The organism is Pontibacillus sp. HN14 (assembly GCF_021129245.1).
In the GTDB taxonomy this organism is placed as follows: Bacteria; Bacillota; Bacilli; order Bacillales; family BH030062; genus Pontibacillus.
Genome location: NZ_JAJOLR010000003.1, coordinates 68754 through 87386 on the forward strand (window position 1 = coordinate 68754; position 18633 = coordinate 87386).

Annotated in this window: 24 protein-coding genes; 8 read left to right on the forward strand and 16 right to left on the reverse strand. The window is 44.6% G+C overall.

Annotated elements, in window-relative coordinates; genetic code table 11:
• Window positions 1-69: 69 nt before the first annotated feature.
• From LQ226_RS11440 to LQ226_RS11455, 4 genes are all read right to left on the reverse strand, one after another.
• On the reverse strand, window positions 70-1158 hold the full coding sequence (locus LQ226_RS11440; RefSeq protein WP_231418044.1) for an NAD(P)-binding protein: 1089 nt from the start codon (window positions 1156-1158) through the stop codon (window positions 70-72).
• A 187-nt stretch (window positions 1159-1345) separates the two neighbouring features.
• Window positions 1346-1543: a hypothetical protein gene (locus tag LQ226_RS11445; protein WP_231418045.1), complete on the reverse strand. Its 198-nt coding sequence runs from the start codon at window positions 1541-1543 to the stop codon at window positions 1346-1348.
• A gap of 94 nt (window positions 1544-1637) precedes the next feature.
• Complete coding sequence (locus LQ226_RS11450) at window positions 1638-3788, reverse strand: heavy metal translocating P-type ATPase (RefSeq protein ID WP_231418046.1); 2151 nt, start codon at window positions 3786-3788, stop codon at window positions 1638-1640.
• 170 nt (window positions 3789-3958) lie between these two features.
• On the reverse strand, window positions 3959-4297 hold the full coding sequence (locus tag LQ226_RS11455; protein WP_231418047.1) for an ArsR/SmtB family transcription factor: 339 nt from the start codon (window positions 4295-4297) through the stop codon (window positions 3959-3961).
• 241 nt (window positions 4298-4538) lie between these two features.
• Between LQ226_RS11455 and LQ226_RS11460 the strand changes: the two genes are divergently transcribed.
• Both LQ226_RS11460 and LQ226_RS11465 read left to right on the forward strand, forming a co-directional pair.
• A complete protein-coding gene (locus LQ226_RS11460) occupies window positions 4539-4913 on the forward strand; it encodes a DUF4363 family protein (protein ID WP_231418048.1) in 375 nt (124 codons plus the stop codon).
• 11 nt (window positions 4914-4924) lie between these two features.
• Window positions 4925-5617, forward strand: coding sequence for a YetF domain-containing protein (locus LQ226_RS11465; RefSeq protein WP_231418049.1), 693 nt, complete (start codon window positions 4925-4927; stop codon window positions 5615-5617).
• A gap of 129 nt (window positions 5618-5746) precedes the next feature.
• On the opposite strand, the gene LQ226_RS11470 is transcribed toward LQ226_RS11465, so the two are convergent.
• The 9 genes from LQ226_RS11470 to LQ226_RS11510 all read right to left on the reverse strand — a co-directional run bounded on the left by LQ226_RS11470 (window position 5747) and on the right by LQ226_RS11510 (window position 11995).
• Window positions 5747-5887 carry a YvrJ family protein gene (locus LQ226_RS11470; RefSeq protein WP_084599526.1) on the reverse strand — a complete coding sequence of 47 codons (141 nt, stop codon included), beginning with the start codon at window positions 5885-5887 and terminating at the stop codon, window positions 5747-5749.
• 57 nt (window positions 5888-5944) lie between these two features.
• The gene (locus LQ226_RS11475; RefSeq protein WP_231418050.1) at window positions 5945-6160 is read right to left on the reverse strand and encodes a DUF2922 domain-containing protein; all 216 of its coding nucleotides are present in this window, start codon (window positions 6158-6160) and stop codon (window positions 5945-5947) included.
• A gap of 28 nt (window positions 6161-6188) precedes the next feature.
• A complete protein-coding gene (locus LQ226_RS11480) occupies window positions 6189-6410 on the reverse strand; it encodes a DUF1659 domain-containing protein (protein WP_231418051.1) in 222 nt (73 codons plus the stop codon).
• Window positions 6411-6728: 318 nt separating this feature from the next.
• Complete coding sequence (locus LQ226_RS11485) at window positions 6729-7529, reverse strand: arylamine N-acetyltransferase family protein (protein ID WP_231418052.1); 801 nt, start codon at window positions 7527-7529, stop codon at window positions 6729-6731.
• Between the two features lie 47 nt (window positions 7530-7576).
• Window positions 7577-8002, reverse strand: a complete 426-nt coding sequence (locus tag LQ226_RS11490; protein ID WP_231418053.1) for a hypothetical protein — start codon at window positions 8000-8002, stop codon at window positions 7577-7579.
• 549 nt (window positions 8003-8551) lie between these two features.
• Window positions 8552-10030, reverse strand: coding sequence for a DHA2 family efflux MFS transporter permease subunit (locus tag LQ226_RS11495; protein WP_231418054.1), 1479 nt, complete (start codon window positions 10028-10030; stop codon window positions 8552-8554).
• A 24-nt stretch (window positions 10031-10054) separates the two neighbouring features.
• Complete coding sequence (locus tag LQ226_RS11500; RefSeq protein WP_231418055.1) at window positions 10055-10669, reverse strand: TetR/AcrR family transcriptional regulator; 615 nt, start codon at window positions 10667-10669, stop codon at window positions 10055-10057.
• A 453-nt stretch (window positions 10670-11122) separates the two neighbouring features.
• Window positions 11123-11587 carry a GNAT family N-acetyltransferase gene (locus tag LQ226_RS11505; protein ID WP_231418056.1) on the reverse strand — a complete coding sequence of 155 codons (465 nt, stop codon included), beginning with the start codon at window positions 11585-11587 and terminating at the stop codon, window positions 11123-11125.
• Window positions 11588-11596: 9 nt separating this feature from the next.
• On the reverse strand, window positions 11597-11995 hold the full coding sequence (locus tag LQ226_RS11510; RefSeq protein ID WP_231418057.1) for a hypothetical protein: 399 nt from the start codon (window positions 11993-11995) through the stop codon (window positions 11597-11599).
• A 203-nt stretch (window positions 11996-12198) separates the two neighbouring features.
• On the opposite strand from LQ226_RS11510, the gene LQ226_RS11515 reads away from it, so the two are divergent.
• Both LQ226_RS11515 and LQ226_RS11520 read left to right on the forward strand, forming a co-directional pair.
• Entirely contained in the window at window positions 12199-12900 is a 702-nt protein-coding gene (locus tag LQ226_RS11515; RefSeq protein WP_354665930.1) for a YetF domain-containing protein, read from the forward strand.
• A gap of 57 nt (window positions 12901-12957) precedes the next feature.
• Window positions 12958-13248: a hypothetical protein gene (locus tag LQ226_RS11520; RefSeq protein WP_231418059.1), complete on the forward strand. Its 291-nt coding sequence runs from the start codon at window positions 12958-12960 to the stop codon at window positions 13246-13248.
• A gap of 1 nt (window position 13249) precedes the next feature.
• Here the strand turns inward: LQ226_RS11520 and LQ226_RS11525 are convergent, their stop codons facing one another.
• Complete coding sequence (locus LQ226_RS11525; RefSeq protein ID WP_231418060.1) at window positions 13250-14722, reverse strand: ATP-binding cassette domain-containing protein; 1473 nt, start codon at window positions 14720-14722, stop codon at window positions 13250-13252.
• Between the two features lie 651 nt (window positions 14723-15373).
• Window positions 15374-15871 carry a GNAT family N-acetyltransferase gene (locus LQ226_RS11530; RefSeq protein WP_231418061.1) on the reverse strand — a complete coding sequence of 166 codons (498 nt, stop codon included), beginning with the start codon at window positions 15869-15871 and terminating at the stop codon, window positions 15374-15376.
• A gap of 298 nt (window positions 15872-16169) precedes the next feature.
• Here LQ226_RS11530 and LQ226_RS11535 point away from each other — a divergent pair, with 298 nt between their 5' ends.
• From LQ226_RS11535 to LQ226_RS11550, 4 genes are all read left to right on the forward strand, one after another.
• Window positions 16170-16346 (forward strand): hypothetical protein, encoded by a 177-nt coding sequence (locus tag LQ226_RS11535; RefSeq protein ID WP_231418062.1) that lies wholly within the window; start codon window positions 16170-16172, stop codon window positions 16344-16346.
• 292 nt (window positions 16347-16638) lie between these two features.
• Entirely contained in the window at window positions 16639-16911 is a 273-nt protein-coding gene (locus LQ226_RS11540; protein WP_231418063.1) for a hypothetical protein, read from the forward strand.
• Between the two features lie 342 nt (window positions 16912-17253).
• Complete coding sequence (locus LQ226_RS11545; RefSeq protein ID WP_231418064.1) at window positions 17254-17556, forward strand: hypothetical protein; 303 nt, start codon at window positions 17254-17256, stop codon at window positions 17554-17556.
• A complete protein-coding gene (locus tag LQ226_RS11550; RefSeq protein ID WP_231418065.1) occupies window positions 17557-17757 on the forward strand; it encodes a helix-turn-helix transcriptional regulator in 201 nt (66 codons plus the stop codon).
• Between the two features lie 267 nt (window positions 17758-18024).
• Here LQ226_RS11550 and LQ226_RS11555 read toward each other — a convergent pair whose 3' ends face one another.
• Window positions 18025-18393 (reverse strand): nuclear transport factor 2 family protein, encoded by a 369-nt coding sequence (locus LQ226_RS11555; RefSeq protein WP_231418066.1) that lies wholly within the window; start codon window positions 18391-18393, stop codon window positions 18025-18027.
• Window positions 18394-18633 lie beyond the last annotated feature (240 nt).

An 18633-nucleotide genomic window follows, 5' to 3' on the forward strand; every position in this document is an offset into this window, starting at 1 on the left:
CTGTGGGATGGAGGGACAGGTCCCTCGTCCCGCGGGACAAGGAACCTGTCCCTCCATCCCACCCCTCAGTTATTTCGACGTAAATGGCTTCAACAAATAGCTCAGCCCTTTTAGAACACCCATATTCGGCTGAGTAACCACCTTTCGTACCACCGAATTATGAAGAGACTTCGTCACCAAATCCAGCTGGTGATTGTCTAATTTTTCAATCGTTCGACGTAGGACCAGGGAATGATCATAATCCTTTAAGAGTGGTTTACAAAGCGTTTCATAATCCCCAAGCCCGCACATATCCTGCGCTGCATAGATTCCACTAAGAATTGAACCCGTCTGTCCAAAACCAAGAAATGGCGTAATGGCTCCAACACAATTCCCAGCAAAAAACGTATTCCCGATTCTTGGATAACGGCATTTCCCGATCATGTAATCATCAATGGTAAATGATTGAGTAATCTCGATTTCCTGTTTCAGAATGCGAGAAGCGTCCTTCACGAGCGCGTCCCAGAACTCTCCTCTTTTTTGTAACCACTCATCCTTATATTGTGGGTAGACACTGACGAGAGTGGCTTCTGTTGTGGAGTGAGGAATTAAGTAGCCCATCCCTTTTGGCGCGAGATTATTGTTGAACCAGGTATGGACTTCTGTACGAACAAAATCCCCTTTTACGATCGCACCAGCAAAAGCTGAAGGAAAGGCCACATCAAATGGCTGAATTTCCTGAGTATCCCGTGGGTCCCCAGTGGCGACAACCACATGGGGATATTCTTTCGAGATGGTTTCATAAGTCGCATGGCTGTCATAATGAATTTTGCTATGCTCCAATTGATCGGCTAATTGCTTCTCATAGGACTCTTTGTATTTACCGCGCATATTGGAAAACCCTATTTTTCCTTCTACATAGGCCGATTCGTTCTCTGAATGAACATAGATCTTCTGTACATTACTGGCCGGTTTTAAGTGAATATCATAGGTTTCTGAAAAGAATTTCACAGCGTCCTCAATAGGCGCGTGTAGAATAGGCGTCATGAGTTCCGCAATATCATAGCCTAAACCGATTTCCTTCCGTTGTTCAAAAATATCAGCCTTTTGTCCGTTCTTTTCCAGCGTCAATGCACATGAAAGGCCAGCAAGTCCCGCCCCGATAATCGCTATTTTCACAAAGTAGCCTCCCTTTTTTCCTTAGTGTTTGTAAAGAAAGCTCCATTTATTCTCCGGGACGTGGGATGAGGGGACAGGTCCCTAGTCCCGCGGGCCGAGGAACCTGTCCCCTCATCCCGCGCTCACTAAAACAAGCGAACCCATACGCGGATCCGCTTGTTAAAACTTTCTCTTCTACTTTTATCCTCTACTCAATCGTACCGACTGCTTTTAAAATCATAACCCCAGCACTAGACGAAATGACGCCTATTAGGAAAGTAAAAACCGTAAACGTCCATCCTTTTGATTCTGATTTCTTAATATATAAACTATAGATGAGGGAGAAAACAACCCCAATAATCAGTGCTCCGGATGTTGTATAAGGAAGAAATGTTTCTAAACTCATAAAGATCACCTCTCGTTTATTATACCTTTTCTATCTACTCCACAATAGACATGAAATAAACCCGGAAATCATCTTTCCAGGTTCATTCTATTTGCTATGCGATTGGTTGTTTTGCCTTCAAATCTTGAGGATCATCATCTTCTGTACTTCTTTTTTTAGTCTTCTCAATCAGAACGGTTAAGCTAATGAGCGTCACTAAAATGGTTGCTCCCATATCGGCCAGAATCGCAATCCAAAGGGTGAGCCAGCCTGGTATGGTTAAGAGGAGTGCGACTAGCTTCAAACCAAGGGCTAGGGAAAGATTGGTTTTGATGATTCGGTTCACCTGTTTTGCCGTACGGATTGAACCTGGTAGCTTACCTAAGTGGTCTTGCATTAAGACGATATCCGCCGTTTCAATGGCACTGTCAGTTCCTTTCCCCATGGCGATGCCCAAGTCTGCTGTTGCTAGGGCTGGTGCATCATTTATGCCGTCTCCGACCATGGCGACTTTCGATGATCTTGTTAACTCCTTCACCTTTTCCACTTTTTGATCAGGAAGTAAGTTGCCGAATACTTTCGTCACGCCGATCTTCGAAGCCACGGCCTCACCGGTTTTCTCGTGGTCACCTGTGAGCATAACGGTATTTTTAATGCCTGTGTCATGGAGCTCTTTCATTAATGTAGAGCTTTCCTCCCGAATCTCATCAGCAACGCCGAACATGCCTAAGATTCGTTCATCAGTTGAGACCACGACTAACGTGAACCCTTCATTTTTAAGACGTTCGATATCCGCTTGCTCTTTTTCTGTCAGCTCCAGGTCTTTCAATGTCTTCTCGTTGCCAACATAGTATGACTTCCCGTTGATCGTAGCGACCATTCCTTGACCAGGAATGGCATCGACGTTGGAAGGTTCTATGAGCGTTTCTTTTCTCTTCTCCGCTTCTGCTACGATGGATTTGGCAATCGGATGAGAGGAATTCTTCTCAACGGATCCCGCAATCTGATAGAAGGAGTCTTCATCATAGACAATCGCTTGTTGAACAGCCGGCTTGCCTTTTGTGAGCGTCCCCGTTTTATCAAAAGCAATCGTCTCAATCTTGCCAAGCTGTTCGAGAAACACGCCGCCTTTTACAAGGATTCCGTTACGCGCATTCTTCGTAATCCCCGATACGATCGCGATTGGTGAAGACAAGATCAACGCACAAGGGCACCCTACAATCAACACGGCCAACCCTTGATACAACCAAGCTCCCCAGTCTCCATCTAAAAGAAGCGGCGGGATGACCATGACGAGTGCTGCGATGATCATAATCAGCGGTGTATAATACTTCGCAAACCGGTTGATGAACAGCTCTGTTGGCGTCTTCACTTCCTGCGCCTCTTCGACGAGGTGAAGAATTTTTGCTAATGACGAATCCTCATATTCCTTTGTGATCCGTACTTTTAAGAGGCCTTCATTATTGATGCTTCCCCCGAACAACTCATCGCCTGTGGTCTTCTCAACTGGCATCGACTCCCCTGTGATGGCTGCTTCATTCAGAGAACTGTTCCCTACCACAACAACACTATCGGAAGGAACCTTTTCGCCTGCCTTCACAAGAACAAGATCGTCTTTCTTTAAAGACTCAATCGGCACGACACGCTCACTGCCATCCTGTTCAAGTAGGGTGGCATTTTTCGGCGCGACTTTCATTAACTTCTCCATTGAGTCCCGCGCTTTTTCCATTCCCATGCCTTCTAGGTATTCGTTTAAACCAAACAGAATCGCAACGATCGTAGCCTCACGCCATTCTCCTATGGAAACGGCCCCAACAAGAGCGATGGTCATCAATGTATCAATATTAAATTTCAGCTTAAAGAGGTTTTTCGCACCCTTCACAAACGTCTGGTATCCACTGATCGCCATCGCGATTACATACAACCCAATTAAGACGGCTGTCGGAACCATACTGTCTAACACAAACGTCGAAGCGAAAATCAAACCGGATGTCACAAGTAGCGTTTTCATATTGGAACCATGTGCATGATCGTGATCGTGGTCATGACCATGGTGGTCGTGGTCGTGATTTTCTTTCACGATCGCGGCCCCGTCCGACTTTAAAATTCCTTCTACTTGATCGAGGTCCACTCCCTCAGAAACAACGAGCTTACTGGAATTGAACTTAATCTGAGCGTCTTCCCCGTTCTCTAACTTCTTGATCTGCTCTTCCATATCTGCAGCGCAATTCGCACAAGACAGACCCTGCAATTTATATTCGTCCACGTTAACTCCTCCTCTAGTTCACACCCATACGTAAAAGGCGAGTTATTATCTACTCTCATTATATGCACATATATTCATATGTGCAATCCAAAATCACATTGTAAAGTAATCTATCGTATGTAAAAAAGCTCACTACGTTCCGCCATGAAGGTAGTGAGCTTTTTTCAAAATTAATGGTGCAAGGCATGGTTGATCGTCTGCTCAAGAACATTCATAACGTGCTGGTCATCATTCGAATAATACATCGTCTTCCCGTCACGGCGATATTTTACAAGGCGTAAATTTTTGAGAAAGCGTAACTGGTGGGAGACGGTGGATTGGCGAAGGTCTAAGCTCTCTGAGATCTGGTTCACCGATTGCTCTTTCTTACAAAGCAAATGAAGGATTCGGATCCTCGTAGGATCGGCTAATGCTTTAAACGTTTGCGAAACAACAAACAATGTCTCCTCATCCAGATCAGTCGATAATTCTTTTATGGATTCTTCAGGGGTTTGATTGTCATCTTTCATACTCTCTTCTCCTTTATAAGTGGAGTGGATGGATCGCTTTCTGTTTCTAATGAATAGTTGAATCATAGCAAGCGGGGGTGGGTTTGTAAAGTGATGCGGGACCGGGACTGGGGGACAGGTTCCCCGTCCCGCGGGACTAGGGACCTGTCCCCCAGTCCCAGTCCCGCGATCACATAATCAAAAGAGATAAGGGCAAGGTAAGCACAAATAGAATTCGATCGGGGTTAGAGCGAGGAGGGGCATGATGAAAAATAAGACGATTGATATCTTGTTGGTCGGGATCGTCATCGTTATTTTTGTGGGCTATTTCTGGATCAAGCAATCTGTATGGGGAGATGTTCATATGGTTGAAAATCTGAACCGAATTGAAGAATACGCACGAAATGATCAATGGGAGGAAGCAGAAAAATTAGCTAAGCACATACATAGCGAATGGGAGAAAAAGAAGTTAGTGATTCTTGTAAACTTTGGGGAAGCTGAATTTTCGCTTCTTGAAGAGTCTCTTAGTTTTGTCCTGGCTGGTACAGAAGCCAAAGACCATGTTGAGGTTTACGGAAGGGCTAAGATGGCAGAAGATATTTGGACAAATTTTAACCGGGTCGTTCCTGAACCGTAGGAGGTGATGAAATGGGCGTTGTTGCCTATGCTTTAAGATGTATCATTATGTTACTCGTTACATGGACAGCCGTCCGAATCATTGGAAAGAAGTCCATTTCAAACATGACGTCCTATGACCTCGCTGCCATTATGCTAATCACAACCGTAGCAGCAGAACCACTCGTATATAAGATTCCATCTAAAGCGACAGTAGGCGTCTTTGTCTTAATGATCGTTACTATTTTACTTGGGTATCTATCATTAAAAAAGTTCTTCTATAATATTGATTCAAAACCTCTGATTATCGTGGCAAATGGGACCATTCAGGAAAAGGAACTGCGATATGCAAAAATGAACATCCCCCTCTTATTATCAGAACTAAGACTAAAAGGATATCAAAATATCGGTGACGTCAGGTATGCCATCATTGAACCAAGTGGAAAACTATCGGTTGTTCCCACTTCTCAAGCAAGACCTTTACAACCATCAGATATGGCCATCCCACCCACTCCCGTTTCCTTAAGCTTTCCTTTAATTATCGATGGAAAAGTGAATCACGAAAACCTAACTTTCCTACAGAAGGACCTAAACTGGCTACTCACCCATCTCCGGACCCACGCCGTTCAGAACGTGGAAGAAGTGTCCTTCGCTCAAATGGATGGCAGCGGAAAAATCCAGATTATTAAGCAGCATGAGCAAGTTCAAACGCCTAATATTTATTAGGCGTTTGAGACCGGGACTGGGGGACAGGTTCCCCGTCCCGCGGGACTAGGGACCTGTCCCCTCGTCCCGGCTCTTCCCTCACAAAAAACGGACGTGAAATGGCTTTAAGCCTTCTCGCGTCCGTTTTCTTTATCCGACTTTCATCTGTTCAGCCAGGTGATGGATGCTCGCTACGAGCATGTCGAGTTTCCCTTCCATTCTGTGCAACAGGTAAAAGGTTACAAGAACCGGAAAGCCCACTTCGGGCACCCACGTCATCCACTCCTCCATTAAGACACTTCCTTTCTATACTCAAAAAGGGAGAGGCAGCCCTCTCCCTTTTTTAGATTATAGTTCGATATCGGCTACGTTTCGTTCAACGATCCTTGCTTCCTTTTTGCTCAATAGTTCGCCTCCACTTGATGTAAAACAATTCTGAGCCACAATCTCATCCATCGCCGCGTTTAGCTGAACGACGTCAACTGGCTCAACTGGGTCATCGAGACTGATCGTCACCGTACGCCCTAATTCATTTTCAAATTTCATTTCAAGCTTCTTCGCCATCTTGACCTCCCCTTTCGTTTAGAATAATTTACGCTCCAATAATTAGACTTGAGTCGTTACGTTCGATGCCAGCTAAGCTACGCTGCTGAAGTGGAACAAGCGCACTCGCTACAGCAAATAGCTGATCAGCTGTTGCATCGGTTTTCACATTGTTGAAGTTCTTGTTCTTAAACGTCATGTTGCCTTCTTCATCAAGACCATCTTCAAGTACAATCTGCAACTGAGATTTCATTTTGTTTGTGATTGCCATGTCGATCACCTCCTTTCACTTCTATAATCGCAAAGAAGTGAGTGGGAGGTGCCTGTTGGTTGGAAATTTTTTTGAGTGGGGGGTAGTGGGATGGAGGGACAGGTTCGTCGTCCCGCGGGACCGGGGGTCAGGTACCTTGTCCCGCACAAAGCTCTGATCTGTTACCTTTCAAAGGATTAAAACAAGAAAAAGGTAAGAGATACAGAGGATCTCTTACCTTTTTCTATATAGAACAAATGAAAACGTCATAGAAAAGAGCGTTCAGTTACCTTTTCGAGCAACAATACTTTCAAAAGGTCACAGAGTCTCTAATGCTCTTTAATTAGAAGCTCCGCCCTTCCATACTAATCCAAACCTCTCCCCAGCAAGACGAACAAACTCACCCTCCTGTATCGTATCCTTTGTCTTCTCCCCGTTTTGCCATTTCGTATAAGAAGAGGCGGTCAGGGTGTGACTTCCTTCTAGAAGAAGCTGAACGGCTAGTGGGTCTTTATTGAATTTGGATTTCTCGTGCGTTTCTATGAGGTGCTGAATGTCGTTCATTTCCTCATCGATTTCCACGAGGGGCTTGGCGCTGAAGGCATAGCCAATCTTTCTCTCGGCATCTTTATCCCGCACCTTCACTTCGAGGACGTGGTCTCCGTAGTCAGTATCAAGCGGACTCACTTTGTACTCCCCGTTACATGAGGTGACAGGTTCTCCTGACATCGGGACGAGCGTCAGCGGAAGGTTGCCACCAAAGCCTACATCCATCAGGTAATCCTGTGATTGATCATGCAGCAAAACCGCAGCATGGGTTCTTCCGGTATCAGACCACTCTTCCTTCTCCGCGTTATATACTTCCCCTCGCACAAGTGAAACATTAAATCCATTGTCGAGAAGGAAATAGTAAAGAAGAGGATTGAGTTCATAGCACAGCCCGCCCTCTCCTTGCTCGAGAATCTTGAATTGCAGGTTCTCTTTTGAAACAGGCAGACTCGTTTTATTTATAATTCTGAAATTCTCAAACGGAAGGGCCCGGGCTGTTTTTTCAAGCACTTCGTTAAGATGATTCACGGTCAGTTCCTCGTTAAGCGGCAATCCGATTCGTTCTCGGTAAGCTTCATTCAATGATTTCATGTGGGCTCACTTCCTTTCCGGCGGGACCTGACCCCAGGTCCCCGCTCTCATTCATTATAAATCATTTCAAAAGGATTCTCCCCATTCGTAATTTTTGCCACAAACACGCGGCTCCCTTTACCAATCTCAACTCGGTCTTCCCCTATATACCTAAATTGAAATGGCCCCTCTAAACCAATCCAATACAATTTCTTTTCGTAATCTCCAGGAAACCAGACCCGCTCCAAATCCATCTCCTTGAACGTCTCAAGAAACGCTTCAACTTTTCCCGGGTCCTCTATGTACTCTGAACGCCCGCTGTCGTAATGCTTAATCGTAATCGAATCAGAAGTCATATAATATTCAGGCGAACTGGTGACCGTTTCGTTCATCTCTTCCTTAAACGATTGAAACATGTACATTTGCCAGGCTTGATTCCCGACAAAAAACGCTACAACAATCAAGATCAGACCTATCATAATTTTTTTAACCATCCCGCTCCCCCTCTTCTTTGTTGCAGCCTAACCAATCTTCATAGCAGGCTCCCTTACCATTATCTTACAATATCCGATATAAAAAAAGACCCCCTCAACAAGAATTGTGGGGGATGTGGGACCGGGGGACAGGTTCATTGTCCCGCGGGACGAGGGGTCAGGTCCCCCGGCCCAGCAACGCTAGATGCTCTGTGCCCTTTTGCAACCTAAAAAGCGGCAAAAAGTAAGAGAGAACTATCATCTGTTACCTTTTCACACTATTTGGCAAGGAAAAGGTCATAGAAAGAACCTATCTCTTCCCTTTTCAAAGGTTAATAGCTCCAAAAAGTCACAGAGAAGCTCGATCTGTGACCTTTTCACTTCATTTGCAGCCTAAAAGGGCACAGATCTCCTCCCCCAGCCGGGACAGGGTGTCAGGTCCCCGGTCCCGCGGGACGAGGAACCTGTCCCCCCATCCCATCCCACTCCAAACAAAAACAAAAAAAGAGCAGAGATTCAGCATATCTCTGCCCTTCTTTAACGAGATCGAGGAAACCGTCTCCTCGTCCCTTACTCCTCTCGGTTCGGAGCTTTATTTTGCAAGAATAGAGAAAGAATGATCCCTACAAACGCAATCCCTGTCGCTACCCAAAAGGCTACGTTCATGCCGTGAATGGCGGCATCTCGTGCGATTAAGCCTTTGGCCTGTTCAGCTGAGGCATTTGCGTATTCTTGCATGTTCGGTTCATACGCTTTTGACGCATTCGTCATTACAGTAACAAGAAGTGCCGTACCGATTGATCCGGCTACGGTTCTCATCGTGTTGTTCATCGCGGTACCGTGAGCGATAATGCGTTTTGGCAGCTGGTTTAAACCGGCTGTTGAAACAGGCATCATCACAAGGGAAATCCCCATCATGCGGATCGCATAGATCACGAGGATGAACGTGTAAGACGTCGTTGCTGTCAGATTGGTAAACTGATAGGTTGTCACCGTTACGATCGTGAGTCCGATCACGCCCAGCCAGCGCGCACCGAATTTATCAAATAAACGACCGGCAATCGGCGACATAATCCCCATTACAATCGCACCTGGTAAGAGCAAGAGCCCTGACTCAAGCGCTGTGAATCCGCGCATATCTTGAATATAGATCGGCAACAATAGCTCCGCACCGATCATCGCCATCATCACAATCATCGTCGTACTCGCTGCAATGGCGAAGATCTTATGCTTGAAGACGCGGAATTCTAAGATTGGTTTTTCAAGTCTGAACTGTCTCGTAATAAATGCCGTTAACGAAAGGGCACCTACAATAAGACTGATATACACAATCGGGCTATCCCACCCTTTGTTTCCGGCGCTGCTCAGCCCATAGAGCAGCCCACCGAAACCAAACGTGGACAGAATAACAGAAAGGATATCAATGCGTGGATTGGATTGTTTCGTAACGTTCTTCAGGGCGAACATCCCGAAGATAATCGACGCTGCTGCGATTGGTAAGATCACGATAAACGGCAAGCGCCATGAATAGTTCTCGACAAGATAACCGGATAATGTTGGCCCAATCGCTGGACCAAACGCAATAACAAGTCCGGCCATTCCCATCGCAGCTCCGCGCTTTTCGATCGGGAAGACCATTAATAACACGGTCTGCATAAGAGGCATCATAATACCAGCCCCGCCGGCTTGCACTAAGCGTCCCATCAATAGGACCGGAAAGCTTGGTGCAAGCGCAGCAATGAGCGTACCAAGTGTGAATAACCCCATCGCCGTGAAGAATAATTTCCGTGTTGTAAATTTCTCAATTAAAAACGCTGTAACTGGGATCATTACCCCGTTAACGAGCATAAACCCAGTCATCAGCCACTGGGCGGTGCTGTACGTAACGTCTAAGCTGTTCATAATACTCGGCAATGCGGTATTAAGCAGTGTCTGGTTTAATACAGCCACGAACGCACTGACTAACAGCACAGCCACAAGGGCGGTTCGGTTGTAGCTTGGTTGTTGTTCTTCCTCTTGTGTAACCTTTTCCTGAGTCGCCTCTGCCATGGTGTCATCTCCTTTTTCTCTCTATTATTTGCTAAATCCCCGCTTCAACAATTCGATATCAAAACGGTAGTCCTCAATAGCCTCTTCCTTCGAACTTTCTTGGTTAGCAAAATGCTTCATCATGTGTCTGAAAGTAATCGCCCTCGTCATGTTGACCATATGGATAAACTCTTTATCTGATGAGAAATTGATTTTTTCCCGGTCGACCTGCTCACTGATCTCAACAAGCTCAGCATGGTACTTCCCTTCATCGAAGGACCGAGTAAACGTATTCTCGATTCGGTGATTCATGTTCAAGAACGTGTTCTGGAAAAATCCGCGGTATTCCGCATTATCGAACTTCTCAAGCATTTGCTGGAACATATCCACAAACGCCTCCATCAGATCACCATCACGTTCCTTTAAGCTTTTATAAAAGCGCTCCTTGCTCTTCTCAGCATGCTTATTGAGAAGATAGAAGTAAAGATCTTCTTTATCTTCGAAATATTGATAAAAGCTCCCCCTCGAGATCCCCGCACTCTTTACGATATTGGCGATTAACGCCTCAGCAAAAGGTGCTCGCGAGAACTCCTGGTAAGCAGCTCGAATTAATTCACGACGCTTCTCTTCAGCAAGATTAAAAAAAGTAGGATTAGGCATAGTTTCGCATCTCTCCGTTTCTTATGACACGGTGTCATATGTGCACAGATTGTATTGTATGTGACACAGTGTCATATGTCAACAAAAAAGTTGGGATTTGGGGACAGGTTCCTGGTGGGATGGGGGGGACAGGTTCCTTGTCCCGCGGGACGAGGGGTCAGGTCCCTGGTCCCGCGGGACGACGAACCTGTCCCCATCCCTCGCGCCTCTACACTCAACACTGCAGCCCTCTGTGACCTTTTTAGATCCAAAAGGGGAAAAAGGGCACAGAAACAGCTTATCTGTGACTTTTCTCCCTTAGAAAACAAGCAAAAGGGCAGAGATCAACCGAATCTCTGCCCTTTTGCTTTGTTATTTGGTTTGAAATGTAAGAGAAAGGATCTATCTGTGCCCTTTTTACGTGCTTGACCTCTCCAAACGTCACAGAGCTCGAGACTGAGAGAATCACCTGAGTCAGAAACCCCAATCCCCTTTCTCCCATTTAAAGATCAACTCTCCATTCGGGTCTTTTTCATGTATGTATTCGAAACCAAGACTCTCATACAACCGCCGGGCCACCTTATTCTCTTCAATAATGCTTAAGTAGAGCACACTCACCCCGTACTCATTCGGAACAATATCCATCAGTTCCCTCATCGCTTTTTTCCCTAGCCCTTTTCCTTGCTCTTGTTCGTCTATAATGATGCGGTCGATCCACGTATCTTTGTTCGCCCCAAAAGATCCATACATCGCAAACCCAACCACACGACCATCGGCATAAATCGCGACCGGATGCCACTGGTGATAGGTGGCTGCTTCTTGTAAACATTCATCCACCGTTTCAATGAATTGCTCTTGCCCGGGCTTCACCTTTACTTTTCTTACGATCTCCTTATTCGTATAATCTAGATCACGAACATGCACATGCACTTTCCTCATCCCCTTTTCCTACTCCAACAAGAGTTCTCTCAACACTTCCGCTTGTTCCTGGTCCGCCTTGCCATATCCCTGATTTTCTTTGTCACTGACAATCGTAGCTGTCCCTGCTTCTTCATTGAACCAAACGTCAAACCGAACCAAGCGCTCAGGCATTTCTTTTTCCTCTTGGTAGAAAAGCACTGCTTTGACATCTGGTTGCCTCGCCATATCCACAGTAATGGTGTTATCCCACTCCACCTCTTGTATAACCTTTTCCAAGGATTCAAGGACTTCTGGGTCCATTATCTTCTTCACATCTTCATATGTATCATCCTGGCTTGCTTGTTGAACATCTACCCGCGTCAGGGTTGCTTCATTGGAACAAGCTGCTAGTAGCAGAGCACCAGCAAGAAAGATCATCCTCATCATTTTTACCACCTCCATCGTTATAGACGATAGCTAGCAAAAAAGGTTTCACCCCGATGGGACCGGGACAGGGGTTCAGGTCCCTGGTCCCGCGGGACAATGAACCTGTCCCCCCATCCCAGTCGCCCCTCAACCCCATCCCCACGAATAATCCCCACCAGATTAACAAAACCTAACCAAAGCATACCAACTCCAACTAGAAACGGGTGTTTCCATTGTCATTCAGCGAACTGACCTTAAGGCTTCTGATCGCTTTCTTTGTGCTGATTCTCCTAACGAGAATCATGGGGCGCAAGGAAATCGGGCAGATGACCTTCTTTAATTTTGTATCTGCGATTTCATTAGGAACCATTGGCGCGAGCCTTGCGATCGACAAGACGTTTAGCATCGCCTACGGACTCTATGCTTTGGTCGTTTGGGCTATTTTAACGATTGTAATGGGATATCTCGACATCAAATCGAAGAAACTGCGCCTCGTATTGGACGGGGATCCGATCATTTTGATTAAAGACGGTAAAGTTATGGACGAAGAGATGAGGAAAGCACGGATTGACCTTGATGTTTTAAAAGCGATGCTTCGGAAGAAAAATGCCTTTTCTATCTCAGAAGTGGATTATGCTATTTTGGAGACAGATGGCAAGATTTCTGTATCAAAGAAAGAAGCGAACCAGCCCTTAACGAAAAAGGGACTAGCCTCTGGAGCGATTACATCGCCGGTCTTTCCAACGACGACAGAAATTATATCTGACGGCAAAGTGCTTCATAAGAACCTCGATAAATTACACGTTACCGACAGCTGGCTTGAGCAGCAGCTTCAGCAAGCAGGAGTGAATAAACTATCTGACGTCTTCTATGCAGAAGTTCAAAAGGACGGAACGCTCTACATCGATCAGGTAAAAGACTCATAAAAACGCACCGCCCCCTCCAGGGGGACTCATTTTTAAAAAAGTCAGGTGAAACGTTACATGGAACCCTTCCCGATTATCCATACAAACTTTTGGGATGCCGTCATAGCTGTCCCGATCGTCATTATCCTTACACAAGTATTGAAAATAACTCTTCCCATCCCTAAACCAGCGGTCCCAACCGTAGCGAATGCAGTGGGGCTCATCCTCTCCATTTTCTTCGCGCATCCTCATAACCTGGTAGCCGGAATCTTTATGGGCTTCTTCTACGGCAATGCAGCTGTTGGAGGATACGCATCATTGAAAACATCTCTAATCGCTTTTCGAAAAAAACGTCAGGCTAATAGATAATTCACTCAACCTTTACCAATTCGATCTTTTTAGTCGACACCGCTTCAACAAAAGATTCATTGTGATCAACGGCAATCATGGTCGGGCCATAGTGCAAAATCGACTCCACCAGCTGTTGAATCACATGGAGATCGAGGCTGTTTGTCACCTCATCCCATACAAACAGCGCATTTTCCCCTAACAAAGCCTGGGACAGAAAGATTTTCTTCATCTCTCCCGCACTCCACTGATGATTGGTGGGCAGATTAGAGAAACGGGCTCGCTTCATGCCTAATTGATGCAAAAGATGCCAGAAGTCTTCTTTCTCTTCAGCTGTTAACGATTGGACGTAGGAAACGTAATCAAAGGCTCCTTGGTTCTTCTGATCGAGGATGGAGAGATTCTCCGGAAGATTGACCTCCCACTCCCCTGTTGTTTCGAACCCTTCCTGTGCGGTCAGAAAATGCAAGAGCGTCGATTTCCCCACTCCGTTCTTCCCTTCTATAAAGAGACGTTCATTTGGAAACACTTCGACATTGAGGTCTTCAAATAATGGAAAACCGTCCTGCAAAATAGAGAAATGACGAAGATATAAGAGGCGCTTTCGAGGCTCTTTCACTTTCATCTTCAGCCCCTCCACTTCTTCTGTGTTCCGAATCAGACGCTTTTTCTCTTCCACCTTTTCATCGGTCCTCTTCTTAATGGCCTTCGCCCGCTTCATCTGCTTCGCCGCGAGCCGCCTCTCTGTGGAATCATGGGTGCTGCTCTCTCGTTTGTTACCCCACGTATTCACCCGGTTCGACACGGTGTTTAAGCGTTTAATCTCATTTTTCAACTGAGCATTCTGTTCCTCCGAACGCTCGTCAGCCAGCTCTTTCTCCGCCTTCCATGTCTCTACATCCCCCTTGATCAGATCGATTGACTCCTTGTTGATCGCAAGAATGTGATCCACGAAATGATTTAAGAACGCTTCATCGTGACTGACCACAATGTACCCCTTCTTATTCTTTAAATACTGGCCCACGACGCGCCTGCCGTTTAGGTCTAGATTGTTGGTCGGCTCATCAATTAACGGGAACGCATTCTCGTTTAAGAAAAGCTCGATCAAAAGAAGCTTCGTTTGCTCGCCTCCGCTTAGCACTCGAAACGGCTTATACAGAATCTCAGCCGGCAAGTTCATATAGGATAACTCCCGTTCAATCTCCCAGAGTTCTCTGTGTGGATTCTGTTTCTGCAAGACCTCAAGCGCCATTTCCTCAGAAGAAGCATCAGGGTAAACAGGGAAATAGGTAAATTCAAGCGTCGTCTCTACCTCCCCCTCATAGTCGACCAGACCTCGGAGGATTTTAAAGAACGTCGTCTTCCCCCTCCCATTCCGGCCTACAAGCCCTAGTCTCCAGTTCTCATGGATATTCACATTCACATCTTTAAAGATTGGTTCGAGCATGGACTCGTACTGAAACGTCATATTTCGTATAAGAATATTTCCGGTCATCGTATCCTCTCCTCACAAAAAAAAGTCTCCTATCTCATGTTGCTGAGATAGGAGACATGCAGAAAAAGAGACGCCAAACAGACTATTCTAAGAGTCCATTCGTGTTCTTTTAAAAAAAGGGTGCATGATTCAATCCTATCTCAGAACCATCCACAAACAGACACGCCAAATAAGCCTCAAGAGAGCACAAAAATCTCCCAGAACCCAAGTGGTACACATCTATTCATGAACGTCTTCTAAACATAGGATTATTGAATCATTCTAGCGATTCCACCCTTCTTTTTTCCGTTTTGATTAGACTTATCGTAATCGATGTTGGCAATAGTTGTCAAACGAAAGCAGAGGAAGTGAAAGAAGGTTTGTGTGGATGAGAGCTCTTTCATTTTCAGTAAACTTATCGTAGAATAAACTAAAAAAGGAGAATTTAACCAATTTTACAACCTTTAGCCAACCTTATTTTCATGATTTATTTAATCTTGAGGGTATACACAAACCGTCTGAACTTTATCCCGAAAACCATTGAGATCCCGACGCTTATAATAATAATGCTGTACAACATTTATGCCTTGCTCAGTTAAATAGCTCTTAATCCAGTAGTCTAATCACATCCAATGCTCTTAAGCTTTTAGCATTGGGTGTGATTGTCATTCTCTATAGAATTTTCGCCATATAGTATTCATCAACGTATTCCCCGTCAATCCTTAACGAATCCTTTTTAACCCCTTCTATTTCAAACCCCATCTTTTTATACAGGGACAAACCCGCTTCGTTGCGCGTGATGACCGTTAACTCTAATCGACGCAGACGATGCTTTGATGCCCATTGTTCTAGTTCTTTGAATAACTGAGTCCCAATGCCTTTGCCTCTATACCCTTCAAGGATTCCAACCACAATAGCAGCAGCGTGCTTATTTCGCTTGGCATTCCCGCCCATCACGAGCAAATACCCAACTAATCTAGTCTCATCTTCAGCCACCAAGATCGTAGAGTTTTCATTGTTCTTCATACGCTCAATCATCTTTAGCTGACTGTCTGTACCAATCATTCTTTCGCCTTTTTCCCAAAGCATGAATTGAGAGCTTCCTTCCACCTGTTGTGTGAGTGTGGCTAAACCTTCTGCATCAGACGTTTCGATTTCTCTTATCCTCATGATTTTGATCTCCTTTTTTTAGCAATGGATTGCGACTGCATCATTTTTACAGTGATTTGATTCGTACATTTTAACATAATAAACCAGTACACCTTCCTTTTTCTATGTACAAAAGAAGCTTCTTCCGGGAGGTTCTAGTGACAATCCTTAATAAAATATACTGGAAATAAAGAGATATCAATGGGCGGGTGATGGAATTTTATGCTAAAGTGTACACACAAGAGAGCATCCGGTTATATCATCGTAGTGACCAGCATCCTCGGCTGAGCCTTGGTCTAAATGTAAAGGAGTGACCTTATTGAACAAATCTATATTGTACACCCTCGGTATCATTCTTTTTGCAATGGGAGCAACAGAGGTATTCGGCTTAGTGGATTATCCTGATGCGTATCGGCCTATTGGGATCGCTCTTTTCGTGATTGGTTTACTCGTGATCATTGGGAGTAATTTTGTACCAAAGAAAGAACAAAAATAACGATATATTTTTAAAGGCACACATCCTTCCTGGTACAATAATCTCACTTATAAGGAGCTGTGAAGCATGGACAACGCTACCTTTGTTGCGATGGTCGTCCCCTTCTTGGGAGCGGTTACCGTATTCATTGTTGTATTTTCCAGAAAAAAGCGACAAAACAAATGATGGTCCCCGTGTTTTCAAAGAGAGTTTACCTATAAATTGAATTACTGTATAGTAGTTAAAGGAACTGCTGAATAGGCAGATGAGTTAGCAATGAATGAAATGAAAAGCAAAAATTAGAGGTGGTTACATGAATTTCAACAATATAAAGAGCAAGCTAGACAATTTGGGCGCGATCCAGTCGATCACGATTTCTTATCTAGAAACAACAGAAGACGACGATTCCGTATTTGATGTATACGTAAACATCAAACACAACACGAACGCGAAACAAGAATTTGAATCGCTTATCGTTAAAGAAGAAATCCCATTAGAAGAAGCTGAAAGCATCGCCCAGCGCCTAACGAACTCCCTAGGTCGTTACTACAAGAACGTTCAATATCAAGGACACGAACTGCAGTAGAACCACGATCATCAAACGCTCCTCTCTGACTTTTTACCATTTCGAAATGCTAAAAAGGGAACAGAAGCGCTTGATGAGTGACGTTTCACCATCATTAAACGATAAAAAGGGCAGAGATCAGACCGATCTCTGCCCTTTTTCTTATGGTTACGGAGCAAGATGTCAAAGAGACCCTCGATCTGTGACCTTTTAAAGTACGATTCGGTCAAAAAAGTCACAGAAGCCTTCCTTTCTTTTTCATCGATCTTTAAAAAATGTAAAAAGTTTTTGACATCCCATAAACTAATGCTACAATAAAAAGTGTCAAATACTTTTTACATTTTCTGAATGAGGAGTGGAAAAATGGATGCGGTTAAAGTTGTTTATGCGATCTTGTTGTTAGTTGGCGGAGCTTGGATTTTTGTTGCACCATTTCTGCAAAAGGGTGATGAGAGAAGGAAGTTTATCAACACGAAAGCTCAATCATATGCCTTTATCGTCGTCATCGGGATCCTTATACTAGAAGTGGCAGAATCCATCTATCGAACCGCCCAGGGGGAATCTTCTTATACGGGTATTGGGATTTCGCCGATCATGTTCCTGACGGTCGTGGCGGTTATTTACCTCGGGACATTACTCGTTTACAGAAAAAAATATGGTGATTAAATGGAAAATCAAATTAAGAAATTCAGAAGTTCAGCTAAGCTATCTCAGGCAGAATTGGCTAAACGCTGCAAGGTATCGAGGCAAACGATCAACGCGATCGAAAACGATAAGTACGACCCAACCTTACAATTAGCGTTCGATATCGCCGCCGTGCTAAATACGACAGTAGATGAGCTTTTCACGAGCGGGACACAAGGGTGAGCTCTACAGCGCCCTTCTCTTTCCTTTTACCATCTTGAGTAATCCAAAAGGGAAGAGAATCGCTTTATCTGTGACATTTCTCTATATTTAAACAAGTAAAAGGGCAGAGATGAGCCGCATCTTTGCCCTTTTACTTGTTTATTCGATCCAAAAAGTCAGATAGACGCTTGCTCTGTGCCCTTTTTAAACCCAGCAGATCCCAAAAGGTCACAGAGCTCCTTTTCTAAACTCTAATACTCCTTCGCAATACCTCATTCTGGCTTTCACTTACTCATAAAGATCCGTGACAGTCCCTTGATGAAACGTCATTTGCCACTGTCCATTGTTAAGTGTCCAGACTGAGCTCCGCAGGGAATGCTTCTGCGTGCTTTCGATAAACACCTTAAACGTTGCAAGGGCTGATGTTGAGGATAGGGACTTCACCTTAAAGTCACGCATGACAATGCCTGGATCATCTTCTCCCGGTAAGCGTGTTAAGATATTTTCTTTATCGTAGATCTTCCCCGTGCTGGAATATTCGATAAAGTCGTCAGCGAGTAACGCACTTAATTGCTCAGAAGACTTACGAACATCTGCCTGAAGGAGTGCGTTTTCTAATGAATGCAAATGGTCTTGTAAGGATTTTTGATTGTTCAATTAAATTCTCCTTTTTGATAAGTGTACCATTTCTAGAACGGAGATCCCTTCATCTATGACATTTCCTTCCCTTAAAACTAGTAAAAGGGCAGAGATAAGCCTCATCTCTGCCCTTTTACTTGCTTATTCAATTCAAGATGTCAGATAAAGGCTCGTTCTATACCTTTTTTAATACTTTCTTCTCTTAAAAAGTCACAGACTTCCCTTGCAAGGCTCAAACTATTTGGAATAGAACAATAC

Coding starts and splice junctions, on each gene's coding strand:
- LQ226_RS11445 (WP_231418045.1), bottom strand. CDS start 1,543: ATGAGTTTAGAAACATTTCTTCCTTATACAACATCCGGAGCACTGATT.
- LQ226_RS11455 (WP_231418047.1), bottom strand. CDS start 4,297: ATGAAAGATGACAATCAAACCCCTGAAGAATCCATAAAAGAATTATCG.
- LQ226_RS11460 (WP_231418048.1), top strand. CDS start 4,539: ATGATGAAAAATAAGACGATTGATATCTTGTTGGTCGGGATCGTCATC.
- LQ226_RS11465 (WP_231418049.1), top strand. CDS start 4,925: ATGGGCGTTGTTGCCTATGCTTTAAGATGTATCATTATGTTACTCGTT.
- LQ226_RS11470 (WP_084599526.1), bottom strand. CDS start 5,887: ATGGAGGAGTGGATGACGTGGGTGCCCGAAGTGGGCTTTCCGGTTCTT.
- LQ226_RS11475 (WP_231418050.1), bottom strand. CDS start 6,160: ATGGCGAAGAAGCTTGAAATGAAATTTGAAAATGAATTAGGGCGTACG.
- LQ226_RS11480 (WP_231418051.1), bottom strand. CDS start 6,410: ATGGCAATCACAAACAAAATGAAATCTCAGTTGCAGATTGTACTTGAA.
- LQ226_RS11485 (WP_231418052.1), bottom strand. CDS start 7,529: ATGAAATCATTGAATGAAGCTTACCGAGAACGAATCGGATTGCCGCTT.
- LQ226_RS11490 (WP_231418053.1), bottom strand. CDS start 8,002: ATGGTTAAAAAAATTATGATAGGTCTGATCTTGATTGTTGTAGCGTTT.
- LQ226_RS11495 (WP_231418054.1), bottom strand. CDS start 10,030: ATGGCAGAGGCGACTCAGGAAAAGGTTACACAAGAGGAAGAACAACAA.
- LQ226_RS11500 (WP_231418055.1), bottom strand. CDS start 10,669: ATGCCTAATCCTACTTTTTTTAATCTTGCTGAAGAGAAGCGTCGTGAA.
- LQ226_RS11505 (WP_231418056.1), bottom strand. CDS start 11,587: ATGAGGAAAGTGCATGTGCATGTTCGTGATCTAGATTATACGAATAAG.
- LQ226_RS11510 (WP_231418057.1), bottom strand. CDS start 11,995: ATGATGAGGATGATCTTTCTTGCTGGTGCTCTGCTACTAGCAGCTTGT.
- LQ226_RS11520 (WP_231418059.1), top strand. CDS start 12,958: ATGGAACCCTTCCCGATTATCCATACAAACTTTTGGGATGCCGTCATA.
- LQ226_RS11525 (WP_231418060.1), bottom strand. CDS start 14,722: ATGACCGGAAATATTCTTATACGAAATATGACGTTTCAGTACGAGTCC.
- LQ226_RS11530 (WP_231418061.1), bottom strand. CDS start 15,871: ATGAGGATAAGAGAAATCGAAACGTCTGATGCAGAAGGTTTAGCCACA.
- LQ226_RS11540 (WP_231418063.1), top strand. CDS start 16,639: ATGAATTTCAACAATATAAAGAGCAAGCTAGACAATTTGGGCGCGATC.
- LQ226_RS11545 (WP_231418064.1), top strand. CDS start 17,254: ATGGATGCGGTTAAAGTTGTTTATGCGATCTTGTTGTTAGTTGGCGGA.
- LQ226_RS11550 (WP_231418065.1), top strand. CDS start 17,557: ATGGAAAATCAAATTAAGAAATTCAGAAGTTCAGCTAAGCTATCTCAG.